This window comes from Oerskovia sp. NPDC056781 (assembly GCF_042789955.1).
Taxonomy (GTDB): Bacteria; Actinomycetota; Actinomycetes; order Actinomycetales; family Cellulomonadaceae; genus Oerskovia; species Oerskovia rustica.
Genome location: NZ_JBHUAD010000097.1, coordinates 1 through 13,985 on the forward strand (window position 1 = coordinate 1; position 13,985 = coordinate 13,985).

The 13,985-nt window shown below is 72.9% G+C and carries 13 protein-coding genes; 12 read left to right on the forward strand and 1 reads right to left on the reverse strand.

The window, feature by feature from the left end; translation table 11 throughout:
- Window positions 1-17 precede the first annotated feature (17 nt).
- Window positions 18-1,565 carry a PQQ-binding-like beta-propeller repeat protein gene (locus ACFRCR_RS10290; RefSeq protein WP_377677282.1) on the reverse strand — a complete coding sequence of 516 codons (1,548 nt, stop codon included), beginning with the start codon at window positions 1,563-1,565 and terminating at the stop codon, window positions 18-20.
- Between the two features lie 156 nt (window positions 1,566-1,721).
- Here ACFRCR_RS10290 and ACFRCR_RS10295 point away from each other — a divergent pair, with 156 nt between their 5' ends.
- From ACFRCR_RS10295 to tyrS, 12 genes are all read left to right on the forward strand, one after another.
- Window positions 1,722-2,093, forward strand: coding sequence for a VOC family protein (locus tag ACFRCR_RS10295; RefSeq protein ID WP_377677284.1), 372 nt, complete (start codon window positions 1,722-1,724; stop codon window positions 2,091-2,093).
- 68 nt (window positions 2,094-2,161) lie between these two features.
- The gene (gene argC / locus ACFRCR_RS10300; RefSeq protein WP_377677286.1) at window positions 2,162-3,238 is read left to right on the forward strand and encodes an N-acetyl-gamma-glutamyl-phosphate reductase; all 1,077 of its coding nucleotides are present in this window, start codon (window positions 2,162-2,164) and stop codon (window positions 3,236-3,238) included.
- On the forward strand, window positions 3,235-4,431 hold the full coding sequence (gene argJ / locus ACFRCR_RS10305; RefSeq protein WP_377677288.1) for a bifunctional glutamate N-acetyltransferase/amino-acid acetyltransferase ArgJ: 1,197 nt from the start codon (window positions 3,235-3,237) through the stop codon (window positions 4,429-4,431). Before argC ends, argJ begins: the two co-directional genes overlap by 4 nt.
- Window positions 4,428-5,408 (forward strand): acetylglutamate kinase, encoded by a 981-nt coding sequence (gene argB, locus ACFRCR_RS10310; RefSeq protein WP_377677289.1) that lies wholly within the window; start codon window positions 4,428-4,430, stop codon window positions 5,406-5,408. The genes argJ and argB overlap by 4 nt, the downstream gene beginning before the upstream one ends.
- Window positions 5,405-6,838: an acetylornithine transaminase gene (locus ACFRCR_RS10315; protein ID WP_377677291.1), complete on the forward strand. Its 1,434-nt coding sequence runs from the start codon at window positions 5,405-5,407 to the stop codon at window positions 6,836-6,838. The genes argB and ACFRCR_RS10315 overlap by 4 nt, the downstream gene beginning before the upstream one ends.
- A 2-nt stretch (window positions 6,839-6,840) precedes the next feature.
- Window positions 6,841-7,788 carry an ornithine carbamoyltransferase gene (gene argF / locus ACFRCR_RS10320; protein ID WP_377677293.1) on the forward strand — a complete coding sequence of 316 codons (948 nt, stop codon included), beginning with the start codon at window positions 6,841-6,843 and terminating at the stop codon, window positions 7,786-7,788.
- A gap of 23 nt (window positions 7,789-7,811) precedes the next feature.
- Window positions 7,812-8,333, forward strand: coding sequence for an arginine repressor (locus tag ACFRCR_RS10325; RefSeq protein ID WP_377677294.1), 522 nt, complete (start codon window positions 7,812-7,814; stop codon window positions 8,331-8,333).
- 99 nt (window positions 8,334-8,432) lie between these two features.
- On the forward strand, window positions 8,433-9,662 hold the full coding sequence (locus ACFRCR_RS10330) for an argininosuccinate synthase (RefSeq protein ID WP_191790710.1): 1,230 nt from the start codon (window positions 8,433-8,435) through the stop codon (window positions 9,660-9,662).
- 3 nt (window positions 9,663-9,665) lie between these two features.
- Window positions 9,666-11,144 carry an argininosuccinate lyase gene (gene argH / locus ACFRCR_RS10335; RefSeq protein ID WP_377677296.1) on the forward strand — a complete coding sequence of 493 codons (1,479 nt, stop codon included), beginning with the start codon at window positions 9,666-9,668 and terminating at the stop codon, window positions 11,142-11,144.
- 13 nt (window positions 11,145-11,157) lie between these two features.
- A complete protein-coding gene (locus ACFRCR_RS10340; protein ID WP_377677298.1) occupies window positions 11,158-11,793 on the forward strand; it encodes a uridine kinase in 636 nt (211 codons plus the stop codon).
- Between the two features lie 79 nt (window positions 11,794-11,872).
- Entirely contained in the window at window positions 11,873-12,547 is a 675-nt protein-coding gene (locus ACFRCR_RS10345; RefSeq protein WP_377677299.1) for a DNA-3-methyladenine glycosylase, read from the forward strand.
- Window positions 12,548-12,679: 132 nt separating this feature from the next.
- Window positions 12,680-13,939, forward strand: a complete 1,260-nt coding sequence (tyrS, locus tag ACFRCR_RS10350; protein ID WP_377677301.1) for a tyrosine--tRNA ligase — start codon at window positions 12,680-12,682, stop codon at window positions 13,937-13,939.
- Window positions 13,940-13,985: the final 46 nt, after the last annotated feature.

Sequence of the window (13,985 nt, forward strand, 5' to 3'; positions counted from 1 at the left end):
GTCCCACCGCCGTCCCCTCACCCCCAGCGTGAGAGCGACCTCTCGCCGACTCGCAGCAGCGCGCCGCCGAACGCGACGACCGTGTCGGACACCGGCACGTCGTCCCGGCTCCACAGCTCCTCGCCCGTCGTGAGGTCGTACGCGGTGAGCCGGGCGTCGGTGGGCTGGTCGCCGACCACGGTGACCTCGAAGAACCGCCTGCCGTCGGTGAAGGTGCTGACCGAGAAGCGGTCGCCGTCCGTCTCCTCGGCCTCCCAGAGGGTTGCCCCGGTCGCCGGGTCGAGCGCACGGCGAGACCGGGAGCTGGTGACGACGACCCGTTCGCCGGTCTGCACGAGAACCTGCTCGGCGGGGATGTCCACGGCCCACCGACGGCTGCCGTCGTGGGAGTCGACCGCGACCAGCCGGCCCGTGGTCGCGAGGTACCACGCGTCCTGCTCGGAGCCGTCCACGGCCTGCGGGAAGAGGTAGTGCCCGCCGGTCTCCCAGCGCACCGTCCCGTCGCGGTCGAGCGCGTGCGTGGTCGGGGGGTTGTCGGAGATCGAGACGAACCCGCCCGACCCGGCGGGGACGGTCCGCCAGTCATCGGCACCAGTTGCCTGGAGCCGGGCTCCGTCGGACGAGAGCAGCGAGTCCACGCCGCAGCCGAAGACCCGCACCATGCCGTCGACCACGACGACCGACAGGGGGTCCGCGTCGATCGAGAAGGACTCCTCGTCGAGCCCGTCGGTGATCGTGGTGGTCAGGCAGCTGCTAGGGCGTCCCTCAGGGGCGACGAAGTCGACGACCCGTTCCCAGCGCATCTCGCCGGTGGCGACGTCGACCGCGACGACGCGCGCCGCCCGTCCCGCAGGCACGACGACGTCCTCCATCGTGCCCTGGATCGTCAGGAGCCGGTAGGGCGTCGCGGTCGCGCCCGGAGCAGGCTCGGCGGCCCGCTCCGCCAGTACCACCGTTCCTGAAGGACCGGGCACGGCAAAGGCCTCCGCACCGCCGACATCGTCGAGCGACAGCGACCCCAGGACGGTGCCGTCGTCGTCCAGCACGGTCGCCAGACGTTCGAGACCTCCGGACACGCACACGAGCGGGTCGTCCCGCCGCTGGGTGCTGCCGTTCCAGGAGAGGTCCGTCCCGCACGTCGCGCCCGGGCCGACGTCCCGCGACCAGGCGATCTCTCCCGTGCCGAGGTCCACGCCCGAGACCGTCCCGTTCTCGATCAGTACCACCCCGTCGGCACCGGCCTGGGCGAACCGGCCGCCCGGTGCGTCCACCGACCACAGCTCGCCGGGTGGTGCGTCGCCCCAGGGCACGACGCCGCCGAAAGCCCCGACGAGCCGGGCGGTCTCCCGGCGGTCTTCGATCGTCCCGTCCACGACCAGGCCGGCTGCGACCACGACGACCGCGATCCCCGCAGCGATCCACGGGAGGCCTGGACGTCGGTGCGCTCTGGCCCCGGGGGCGCCCGCGTCCCCGTCGTCCTCGACGCGGCCACCCTCGTCGTCGGGACGCCCCGGCGGACCTGCCGCCGGCCCCTCGTGCTCCTCCTCGAACTCCATCGTCCGCATGCCTGACCCACCCCTGCGACTCCGCGACATGCCGAGACCCTAGCGGTACCGGATACGTCCGGCTCGACCTGTCCGGGGCGTCCGCGAGCGCGAACTCCCGACCGGCGGCGAGGCGCCTGCCGGACTCGTGTCGGTGCCGCGTGGCACGCTGCCCGCATGGCTACCCATGCGCACGGCATCCACCACTCGATCGACTACCTCGAGCTGTCCGTCACGGACATGGCAGAGGCGCAGTCGTTCTACTCCGAGGCCTTCGGGTGGGAGTTCGTCCCCTACGGTCCGGGGTACGCGGGCTTCCGCACCTCAGCCGAGGAGGGGGAGGCGGAGGCGGGCGGCCTGGCGCTCGCGGACCAGGTCACACGGGGTGGCCCGCTGGTCCTGCTCTTCTCCGCAGACCTCGACGAGTCGCTCCTGCTGGTCCAGGACGCGGGCGGGGAGATCGTCGAGGGGCCGTACGACTTCCCGGGTGGCCGGCGCTTCCACTTCCTCGACCCGAGCGGCAACGAGCTGGGCGTCTGGGGCGCATGAGGCCGCAGCGGGACGCACCGGGACGAAGAGGTTCCACATCGACTGCATAACTATGTATAGTTCTGCATATGACGATCACAGTGGCAGTCGCCGGTGCGTCCGGCTACGCGGGCGGTGAGATGCTCCGGCTCCTCGCCGGGCACCCGGAGGTCGAGATCGGTGCCCTCACGGCGCACTCCAACGCGGGGTCGCTGCTCGGGCTGCACCAGCCGCACCTGCGGTCGCTCGCGGACCGCGTGCTGCTGCCCACGACCGTCGAGCACCTGGTGGGTCACGACGTCGTCGTGCTCGCACTGCCGCACGGCGCGTCGGGTGAGATCGCCGCGCAGCTGCCCGACGACGTCCTGGTCCTCGACCTCGGCGCGGACCACCGGCTCGCGTCCGCCGCGGACTGGACCGCGTTCTACGGCTCCGAGCACGCCGGCACCTGGCCCTACGGTCTGCCCGAGCTCCTGATCACCGAGCAGACCGGCGCGGGCGTCGAGTACACCAAGCAGCGCGAGGTCCTCGCGGGCGCGCGCCGCATCGCTGTCCCCGGCTGCAACGTCACGGCCGTGACCCTGGGCCTGCAGCCCGGCATCGCCGCGGGGCTGCTCAGCCCGGTCGACGTCGTCGCGGTCCTCGCGAACGGCTACTCGGGCGCGGGCAAGTCGCTCAAGACGCACCTGCTCGCCTCCGAGGCGCTCGGCTCCGCCCAGCCCTACGCCGTGGGCGGCTCGCACCGGCACATCCCGGAGATCGCGCAGAACCTGCGCTCGGCCGGCGCCGACGAGGTCACGATCTCCTTCACGCCCACCCTCGTGCCCATGGCGCGCGGCATCCTCGCGACCGCGACGGCTCGACTGGCCCCGGGTCACGAGGACCTGAGCGTCGCCGACCTGCGCCAGGCCTACGAGCAGGCGTACGTCGGAGAGCCCTTCGTCGACCTCCTGCCCGAGGGGCAGTGGCCCACCACGGCCATGACGCTGGGAGCTAACACGGCCCTGGTGCAGGTCGCGATCGACCGCGCCGCGGGCCGCGTCGTGACCGTGACCGCGATCGACAACCTCGTCAAGGGGACCGCCGGCGGCGCCGTCCAGTCCATGAACATCGCCCTGGGACTGCCGCAGACCCTGGGCCTGACCACCGAAGGGGTCGCACCGTGACCGTCACCGGACCGCTCGGCTTCCGGGCCGCAGGAGTCGCCGCCGGGCTGAAGTCCACCGGGAACAAGGACGTCGCCCTCGTCGTCAACGAGGGTCCGCTCGACGTCGCCGCGGCCGTCTTCACGTCGAACCGCGTGTTCGCGGCCCCCGTCGCATGGTCGCGCCAGGCCGTCGCCGACGGCATCGCGCGCGCCGTCGTCCTCAACTCGGGCGGCGCGAACGCCTGTACCGGCCCCGAGGGCTTCGCCGACACCCACCACACGGCCGAGTACGTCGCGGACCTCCTCGAGGTCTCGGCGGGCGACGTCCTGGTCTGCTCGACGGGCCTCATCGGCGAGCGCCTGCCCATGAGCAACCTCCTCGCGGGCTGCGACGCCGCAGCCGGTGCTGCCGACGCGGAGGGCGGCCCCGACGCGGCCCTCGCGATCATGACGACCGACACCGTCCCCAAGACGGTCCTCGTCACGCGCGACGTGACCGACGCGCACAGCGTCGACGGCGCCACGAGCTGGTCGGTGGGCGGCATGGCCAAGGGGGCCGGGATGCTCGCACCGGGCCTCGCGACCATGCTCTGCGTCCTGACGACCGACGCCGTCGTCGACGCGGCGACCGCGGACGCCGCGCTGCGCGCCGCGACCGCGACCACGTTCGACCGGGTCGACTCCGACGGCTGCATGTCGACGAACGACACGGTGATCCTCCTGGCCTCCGGTGCGTCCCAGGTGCCGGTGACCCTCGAGGAGCTCACGGCGGCCGTGACCGAGGCGTGCGCGGACCTCGCGCGGGCCCTGGTCGCGGACGCCGAGGGAGCCAGCCACGACATCGCGGTGACCGTCACCCACGCGAGCGACGAGACCGCGGCGCTCGCGGTCGCCCGTGCCGTGACGCGCTCCAACCTCTTCAAGGCCGCCGTGTTCGGCAACGACCCCAACTGGGGCCGCGTGCTCTCGGCCGTCGGGACCGTCCCCGAGGACGTCGCCCCCTTCGACGCGCTCGCGCTCGACGTGTCGATCAACGGCGTCCAGGTCTGCCGCGCCGGGGGAGTGGGCGAGCCCCGCGAGCTCGTCGACCTCGCCTCCGCCCGTGAGGTGCACGTCGCGGTCGACCTGCACGCGGGCGACGCCCAGGTCACGGTCTGGACCAACGACCTCACGCACGACTACGTCCACGAGAACAGCGCGTACTCGTCGTGAGCGCCCAGAGCTCCGAGGGCGCCGCCCGGTCGACGGCATTCGACACGCGGACCGACCTGACCCCTGGCCAGAAGGCCGAGGTCCTGCTCGAGGCCATGCCGTGGCTGCAGGAGTTCCGCGACGCCCTCGTGGTCGTCAAGTACGGCGGCAACGCCATGATCGACGACGACCTCAAGGCCGCGTTCGCGCGCGACATGGTGTTCCTGCGCCAGGTCGGTCTGCATCCCGTCGTGGTGCACGGCGGCGGGCCGCAGATCTCCGCGATGCTCGCGCGCCTCGGCATCGAGAGCGAGTTCCGCGGCGGTCTGCGCGTGACCACGCCCGAGGCCATGGACGTCGTGCGCATGGTCCTCACGGGCCAGGTCTCGCGCGAGCTCGTCGGGCTCATCAACGCGCACGGCCCCTACGCGGTCGGGCTGTCGGGCGAGGACGGGGGCCTGCTCCAGGCGCAGCGTCGCCACGCCATGGTCGACGGCGAGCCCGTGGACGTCGGGCTCGTGGGCGACGTCGTCGAGGTCCACCCCTCCGCTGTCCAGGACCTGCTCGACGCCGGACGCATCCCCGTCGTCTCGACCATCGCGCCCGACATCGACGACCCGACCCAGGTCCTCAACGTCAACGCCGACACGGCCGCGGCGGCGCTCGCGGTCGCGCTCGGCGCCAAGAAGCTCATCGTCCTGACCGACGTCGAGGGCCTGTACACGTCGTGGCCGGACAAGAGCTCGCTCGTCGCCGAGATCACGCGCTCCGAGCTCGCCGACCTGCTGCCCTCGCTCGAGGCCGGCATGGTGCCCAAGATGGAGGCGTGCCTGCGGGCCGTGTCCGGGGGCGTCCCGCGCGCGACCGTGATCGACGGCCGCGTCGCGCACTCGGTCCTCCTGGAGGTCTTCACGACGCGCGGCAACGGGACCATGGTCGTCCCGGACGCGCTCGCCTCCACCCCCGCCGCACCCCTCGTCCCGCAGGAGCAGTCATGAACGGCACGACCGGCGAGGTCTCGCCGACCCATCCCGCCGAGGTCGCCTCGGCGTCCACCGGGACGCAGACCACCGACACCGCTCGGAGCGCCGAGGGGGCCGCGGACACGACCCTGGCGGGCCCGGGCAGCGTCGCGCAGTGGACCGAGCGCTACACGCATGCGGTCATGGACACGTTCGGCGCGCCGCAGAAGATCCTGGTCCGCGGCGAGGGTGCGTACGTGTGGGACGCCGACGGCAAGCGCTACCTCGACCTGCTCGCGGGCATCGCGGTCAACGCGCTGGGGCACGCGCACCCCACGCTCACGGCGGCGGTCAGCGCGCAGCTCGGGACGCTCGGGCACGTGTCGAACTTCTTCGGGTCGCCCACGCAGATCGCGCTCGCCGAGCGGCTCCTCGACCTCGCGCAGGCCCCCGAGGGCTCGCGCGTCTTCTTCACCAACTCGGGCACCGAGGCCAACGAGGCCGCGTTCAAGATGGCGCGCCGCAACCGTGACGGGGCCGCCGGCCCGGGCACGCGGACCAGGATCCTCGCGCTCGAGGGGGGTTTCCACGGCCGCAGCATGGGTGCGCTCGCCCTCACCTCCAAGGCCGCGTACCGCGAGCCCTTCGAGCCCCTGCCGGGCGGTGTCGAGTTCGTCCCGTTCGGTGACGTGGCGGCGCTCGAGCAGGCCTTCTCGCCCGAGGCTGTCGCCGCTCGCGGCGAGGTCGCGGCACTGGTCGTCGAGCCGGTCCAGGGCGAGGCGGGCGTGCGCCCGCTGCCCCCCGGCTATCTGGTGGCCGCGCGCGAGCTGACCGCGGCGTCGGGCGCGCTGCTGGTCCTCGACGAGGTCCAGACGGGCGTGGGGCGCACGGGGTCGTGGTTCGCGTTCCAGCAGCAGCAGATCGGCGGGGGCGTCACGCCCGACGTCGTCACGCTCGCCAAGGGGCTCGGCGGCGGGTTCCCCGTGGGTGCCGTCGTGGCGTTCGGCGAGCGGGCCGCGACCCTCCTGGGGCGCGGTCAGCACGGCACGACGTTTGGCGGCAACCCCGTCGCGGCGGCCGCCGCGCTCGCGACGCTCGGCGTGATCGAGCGTGACGGCCTGCTCGCCAACGTGCGCACGGTCGGCGAGGCGCTGCGCGACGGGATCGCCGCATGCGGCAACCCCGTGGTCGCGGGAACTCGTGGCCTGGGCCTGCTGATCGCGGTCCAGCTCTCGGCACCCGTCTCCGCGGAGGTCGCGCGCCGGGCCCTGGACGCCGGGTTCATCGTCAACGCGGTGCAGCCCGACGCGATCCGCCTCGCCCCGCCCCTGATCCTGACGCGCGACCAGGCGAGCGAGGTCGTCGCGTTCTTCGCCGGGCTCCCTGCCGACCTCGTGAGCCCGGGCAGCCCGCAGACCGCCCCCACCACCCCGTCCATCACCCCAGCCACCCCTCCGAAGGGCTGACCGTGACCTCGACCGCCTCCGTCCGACACTTCCTGCGCGACGACGACCTGACCCCCGCCGAGCAGCGCGAGGTCCTCGAGCTGGGCCTCGGCTTCCGCGAGGACCGTTTCATCCGCACGCCGCTGCGCGGGCCGCAGGCCGTCGCGGTGATCTTCGACAAGCCCTCGACCCGCACCCGCGTGTCGTTCTCGGTCGGTATCGCCGAGCTCGGCGGCTACCCCCTCGTGATCGACGCGGCGTCGAGCCAGCTCGGCCGGGGCGAGCCCATCGCGGACACGGCCCGCGTCCTGGACCGCCAGACGTCGGCGATCGTGTGGCGGACGTTCGGCCAGGAGCGCGTCGAGGAGATGGCCCGGGTCGCGACCGTGCCGGTCGTCAACGCCCTGACCGACGAGTTCCACCCGTGCCAGATCCTCGCCGACCTGCTGACGGTCGCCCAGCTGCGCGGCGGCGTCGACTCGCTCGCCGGGACGTCGCTCGTCTACCTGGGCGACGGCGCCAACAACATGGCGCACTCCTACCTCCTGGGCGGCGTGACCGCGGGCATGCACGTGCGGATCGGTGCCCCGGCCGGCTTCCTCCCGGACCCGGCGGTCGTCGCCGACGCCGAGCGGATTGCCCGGGACACGGGCGGTTCCGTGCTCGTGACCACGGACGCGGTCGAGGCCACGCGCGGCGCGGACGTCGTCGCGACCGACACCTGGGTCTCGATGGGCGACGAGGCCAGCGCGGCCGAGCGTGAGCTGCCCTTCGTCCCGTACCAGGTGAACGCCGGGCTCATGGCGGTCGCCGCCGACGACGCGCTCGTGCTCCACTGCCTGCCCGCGTACCGCGGCAAGGAGATCACGGCCGAGGTCATCGACGGCCCGCAGTCGGCCGTCTGGGACGAGGCCGAGAACCGCCTGCACGCCCAGAAGGCGCTGCTGACCTGGTTGCTGGAACGCTCGTGACGACCGCCCTCGGCCCAGGGAGCGTGCCCACCACCAAGGCGGCACGCCACGCGCGCATCGCGCAGCTCGTCGCCCGGCACGAGATCCACTCCCAGGCCGAGCTCGCCAAGGCGCTCGCCGAGGACGGCGTGAGCGTCACGCAGGCGACGCTCTCGCGCGACCTCATCGAGCTGCGGGCCGAGAAGGTCCGCAGCGCGTCGGGCGCGTTGGTCTACGCGGTGCCCGGCGAGGGCGGCGACCGCTCGGTCCAGGTCGCGAACGACGCCGAGTACGTCGCGGCCCGGCTCGCGCGGCTGTGCGCCGAGCTTCTGGTCTCGGCCGAGGCGTCGGGCAACCTCGTGGTGCTGCGCACGCCGCCCGGTGCCGCGCAGTACCTGGCGTCGGCGATCGACCACTCGGTGTTCGTCGGTGTCCTGGGCACGATCGCGGGCGACGACACCGTCCTGGTGATCTCGCGCGACGTCGACGGCGGCGAGGACCTGGCCGCACGTTTCCTGGCCCTGACCAACCCCGTGGCGCCCGCGCCCCCAGCACCTCCTGGCTAGCGACGGCCCGCACGGGCCGCGCAGCGACCACGGCGACCGCCGAGCCTCGGCGGCTGCCACACTTGGACCCATCACCCCACGCAAGGAAGAGAACAAGTCATGACTGAACGCGTCGTGCTCGCCTACTCGGGCGGCCTGGACACCTCCGTTGCCATCGGCTGGATCGGCGAGGCCACCGGGGCCGAGGTCGTCGCCGTGGCGGTCGACGTCGGCCAGGGCGGCGAGGACCTCGAGGTCATCCGCCAGCGCGCCCTCGACTGCGGCGCCGTCGAGGCCTACGTCGCGGACGCCCGCGACGAGTTCGCCGAGGAGTACTGCATGCCCGCGCTGCGCGCGAACGGCCTGTACCTCGACCGTTACCCGCTGGTCTCCGCGATCTCGCGCCCCGTGATCGTCAAGCACCTGGTGCGCGCGGCCCGCCAGTTCGGTGCGACGACCGTCGCGCACGGCTGCACGGGCAAGGGCAACGACCAGGTCCGCTTCGAGGTCGCCACGACGTCGCTCGCACCCGAGCTCAAGACGATCGCGCCGGTCCGTGACCTCGCGCTGACGCGCGAGAAGGCCATCGCGTACGCCGAGAAGCACTCGCTGCCGATCGCCACGACCAAGCACAACCCGTTCTCGGTCGACCAGAACGTGTGGGGCCGTGCAGTCGAGACAGGCTTCCTCGAGGACATCTGGAACGCCCCGACGAAGGACGTCTACAACTACACCGACGACCCGACGTTCCCGCCCGTCGCGGACGAGGTCGTCATCACGTTCGAGCAGGGCGTGCCGGTCGCGCTCGACGGTGTCCCCGTGACCCCGCTGCAGGCCATCCAGGAGATGAACCGTCGCGCCGGCGCCCAGGGCGTGGGCCGCATCGACATCGTCGAGGACCGCCTGGTCGGCATCAAGTCCCGCGAGATCTACGAGGCCCCGGGCGCGATCGCTCTCATCGCGGCGCACCAGGAGCTCGAGAACGTGACCCTCGAGCGCGAGCAGGCCCGCTTCAAGCGTGGCGTCGAGCAGCGCTGGACCGAGCTGGTCTACGACGGCATGTGGTTCAGCCCGCTCAAGAAGTCGCTCGACGTCTTCATCGACGACACCCAGCGCTACGTCTCGGGCGACATCCGCCTCGTCCTGCACGGCGGCCGTGCGACCGTCACGGGCCGCCGCAGCGAGTCGAGCCTGTACGACTTCAACCTCGCGACCTACGACGAGGGCGACTCGTTCGACCAGTCGCAGGCCAAGGGCTTCATCGAGATCTTCGGCCTCACGGCCAAGCTCTCCGCGGCCCGCGACGAGAAGTTCGGCAACGGCGTGGACTTCGGCACCGGGAGCCTGTGAACCATGAGTGACGAGATCACGTCCGGCGCCGCTGCGGGCGGCGCGGCCGAGGTGGAGGGCGCGCCGAGCGCGTCGGAGGCACCCGTGAGCCTGTGGGGCGGCCGGTTCGCCGGCGGCCCCGCGCAGGCCCTGGCCGCCCTCTCGCAGTCGACGCACTTCGACTGGCGCCTCGCGCAGCACGACATCGCGGGCTCGCGGGCCCACGCGAAGGTGCTCGCGGCGGCGGGTCTGCTCGACGACGACGAGCTGACCGCGATGCTCGAGGCGCTGGACGTGCTCTCGGCCGACGTCGGGTCGGGGGCGTTCCTCCCGGTCCTGGCCGACGAGGACGTGCACACGGCCCTCGAGCGCGGGCTCATCGAGCGTGCGGGTCCGGACCTCGGCGGCAAGCTGCGTGCCGGGCGTTCGCGCAACGACCAGATCGCGACGCTCGTGCGGTCGTACCTGCGCGAGGAGGCCCGGGCGATCGGGCTCCTGGTGCTCGACGTCGTCGACGCCCTCATCGAGCAGGCCGAGGCGCACCCCGGCGCCCCGATGCCGGGCCGCACGCACCTGCAGCACGCGCAGCCGGTGCTGCTCGCGCACCACCTGCTGGCGCACGCGTGGCCGTTGCTGCGCGACGTCGACCGCTTCATCGACTGGGACGTGCGTGCCGGGCGCTCGCCGTACGGCTCGGGCGCGCTCGCGGGCTCGTCGCTGGGGCTGGACCCGGCGGCCGTCGCGGCGGACCTGGGCTTCGACGGCCCGGTCGAGAACTCGATCGACGGCACGGCCTCGCGCGACGTCGTGGCGGAGTTCGCGTTCGTCTCGGCGATGCTGGGTGTCGACCTCTCGCGCTTCGCGGAGGAGATCATCATCTGGAACACCAAGGAGTTCGGCTTCGTCCGCCTGGACGACGCCTACTCCACGGGCTCCAGCATCATGCCGCAGAAGAAGAACCCGGACATCGCCGAGCTCGCGCGCGGCAAGGCCGGGCGCCTCATCGGCGACCTGACGGGGCTGCTGGCCACGCTCAAGGGTCTGCCGCTCGCGTACAACCGCGACCTGCAGGAGGACAAGGAGCCGGTGTTCGACCAGGTCGACACCCTCAAGGTCCTGCTCCCCGCGTACGCGGGCATGGTCCGCACCCTGACGTTCGACACCGAGCGCATGGCCTCGCTCGCACCGCAGGGCTTCTCGCTCGCGACCGACGTCGCGGAGTGGCTCGTCCGTCAGGGAGTGCCGTTCCGGGTGGCGCACGAGGTCGCCGGCGCGTGCGTGCGGGTCTGCGAGGAGCGCGGCATCGAGCTGTGGGACCTGACGGACGCGGATCTCGCGGACATCTCCGAGCACCTCACCGCGGGGGTGCGGGACGTGCTCACGGTCGAGGGTTCGCTCGCCTCGCGCGACGCGGTGGGCGGTACGGCTCCCGCGCGCGTGGCGGAGCAGCTCGAGGAGGCCAAGGTGCGCTCGGCGGAGTACCGCTTCTGGGTGCAGGGCTGAGGTCGCCGTGAGCGTGAGCGCTGCGGTCCTCGAGGACCTCGTGGCCCGCGTGCACGACGGCGCCGCGCGCCTCGGCCCGGGACGTCCGGCGGGTCCGGGCGTCCCGGCCGGGGCAGGCTGCCGCCTGGTCGTCGTCGACGGCCCGGCAGGGTCCGGCAAGACGACCCTGGCCGCGCAGCTCGCCGCGGCCCTGCCCGCTCAGGTGATCCACATGGACGACCTGTACGAGGGCTGGACGGGCATGACGGCGGGCGTCGGGCGCCTGGTCGAGCAGGTTCTCGACCCGCTGGCGGCCGGTCGGCCGGGGCGCTACCAGCGCTACGACTGGACGCTCGAGGACTTCGCCGAGTGGCACGACGTCCCGTTCGCCCCGTTCCTCGTGGTCGAGGGCTGCGGCGCGGGTGCCCGGCAGATCGCCGGTCTCACGACGATGCTCGTCTGGGTCGAGGCCGACGACCAGGTCCGCCTGGCGCGCGGCCTCGCGCGCGACGGCCAGGAGGCCCGCGCGCACTGGCTCGAGTGGATGGCCTCGGAGCGAGAGGTCTACGCGGCCGAGGGGACGGCCGAACGGGCCGACGTGGTGCTCGACGGGTTCGGCGAGCCGGTCCCGTCGCGTCCCCGTGCTCACGAGCGCGCGGGCGACGCCTGACCGTCCACCGGCAGGCGAGAAGTCGAAACATGCGGGGCGTAGATTGCGGGGGAGACGCCCGCCCAGCCAGGAGGCCCACGTGACCGAGTCCCGCTCCAGCACGGACCTCGACGCCCCCGCACCGGACGTCCCCGCGCGTGGGTGGTTCGCCCGCCCGAGCCTCGACGTCGCGCGCGATCTCCTGGGGGCCTCGATCACGCACCGCACCCCGGAGGGCAGCGTCACCGTCCGCCTCACCGAGGTCGAGGCCTACGACGGCGAGCAGGACCCGGGGTCGCACGCCTTCCGCGGACGCTCCGAGCGCAACCGGGCCATGTACGGCGAGCCGGGTCACCTGTACGTCTACCGCCACCTCGGTCTGCACCACTGCGTCAACGTGGTCTGCGGCCCCGTGGGCTCCGCGTCGGCGGTCCTCCTGCGCGCGGGCGAGGTGACCGACGGCGTCGAGCTCGCCCGGGCGCGACGGCTCGCAGTGGGCGTGTGCGACTCGGACCGTCAGATCGCGCGCGGTCCGGCGCGTCTCGCGGTGGCGCTCGGACTGGACCTGGCCCACTACGGGCTGGACGTGACGGACGAGGCGGGCGACGTCGTCGTGCACCGGGACGTGCGGACCCTGCGACCCGCGATCGCGACCGGACCACGCGTCGGTGTGAGCGGCGACGGAGGAGACGCGAGCGTCTACCCGTGGCGCCTGTGGCTCACGGGCGACCCGACCGTCTCGGCGTACCGCCCCGCGACACGCCGCACCCGCTGAGGTGCCGGCTCCCGGGCGGAGTCGGTGCCGGAGGGCCGGACACGGCAGACTAGGACCTCGGGCGCGCGGATCGACGGCGCGCCCGTCCCACGCCCGCGCCGCTCCGCGCGCGGGCACGACGAAGGAGATGCAGTGAACGACGTTCTCGACGAGTTGCAATGGCGAGGCCTGGTGGCGCAGTCCACCGACGAGGCCGCGCTGCGTGCTGCGCTGGCCGAGGGACCCGTCACGTACTACTGCGGCTTCGACCCGACCGCACCGAGCCTGCACCACGGTCACCTTGTCCAGCTCATCCTGCTGCGCCACCTGCAGCTCGCCGGGCACCGCGCCATCGCGCTCGTCGGTGGCGCCACGGGCATGATCGGTGACCCGCGCCAGTCGGGAGAACGGATCCTCAACACCAAGGACACGGTCGCCGAGTGGACCGAGCGCCTCAAGGCGCAGGTCTCGCGATTCCTCGACTTCGAGGGCGACAACCCGGCCCGCATCGCGAACAACCTCGACTGGACCGGCCAGCTCACGGCGATCGACTTCTTGCGCGAGATCGGCAAGCACTACCGTCTGGGCACCATGCTGGCCAAGGACACCGTGGCGCGCCGCCTGAAGTCGGACGAGGGCATCAGCTTCACCGAGTTCAGCTACCAGATCCTCCAGGGCAACGACTACCTCGAGCTGTTCCGGAGGGAGGGCGTCACGCTCCAGACGGGCGGCAACGACCAGTGGGGCAACCTGCTCTCGGGCGTGGAGCTCATCCGCAAGGCCGAGGGTGCGTCGGTGCACGTCCTGACGACGCCGCTCATCACCAAGGCCGACGGGACCAAGTTCGGCAAGACCGAGGGCGGGGCCGTGTGGCTCGACCCCGACATGATGAGCCCGTACGCGTTCTACCAGTACTGGGTCAACGCGGACGACGCCGACGTGGTGGGCTGGCTCAAGATCTTCACGTTCCGTGGCGCGGAGGAGATCGCCGACCTCGAACGCGCGGTCGCCGAACGTCCCGCGGCGCGCGAGGCGCAGAAGGCGCTCGCTGCCGACGTCACCACGCTGGTCCACGGCGCTGCGGCGACCGAGGCGGTCATCGCCGCGAGCCAGGCGCTCTTCGGTCGAGGGGACCTGGTTGCCCTCGACGCCGGCACGCTGGCTGCGGCGGTGGCGGAGCTCCCGCGCACGACGGCGGCGCCCGGCGACCTGGTCGTCGACCTTCTCGTGGGGTCGGGACTCGTGGCCTCGAAGGGCGCGGCGCGGCGCGCGATCGCCGAGGGCGGCGCCTACGTCAACAACGTGAAGGTGACGTCCGAGGACGCGGTCCTCGAGGCGGACGACCTCCTGCACGGGCGCTTCGCCGTCCTGCGCCGGGGCAAGCGGACGCTCGCGGTGGCCGAGGTGGCGTGACGGACCTGCGTGCACGACGGCGGGGCCAGGGGAGTCGTCCCCTGGC

Bases quoted from the DNA above. Each gene is read 5' to 3' on its own strand.
- ACFRCR_RS10330 (WP_191790710.1), top strand. From the start codon at position 8,433: ATGACTGAACGCGTCGTGCTCGCCTACTCGGGCGGCCTGGACACCTCC.
- ACFRCR_RS10295 (WP_377677284.1), top strand. From the start codon at position 1,722: ATGGCTACCCATGCGCACGGCATCCACCACTCGATCGACTACCTCGAG.
- argC (WP_377677286.1), top strand. From the start codon at position 2,162: ATGACGATCACAGTGGCAGTCGCCGGTGCGTCCGGCTACGCGGGCGGT.
- ACFRCR_RS10315 (WP_377677291.1), top strand. From the start codon at position 5,405: ATGAACGGCACGACCGGCGAGGTCTCGCCGACCCATCCCGCCGAGGTC.
- ACFRCR_RS10290 (WP_377677282.1), bottom strand. From the start codon at position 1,565: ATGCGGACGATGGAGTTCGAGGAGGAGCACGAGGGGCCGGCGGCAGGT.
- argH (WP_377677296.1), top strand. From the start codon at position 9,666: ATGAGTGACGAGATCACGTCCGGCGCCGCTGCGGGCGGCGCGGCCGAG.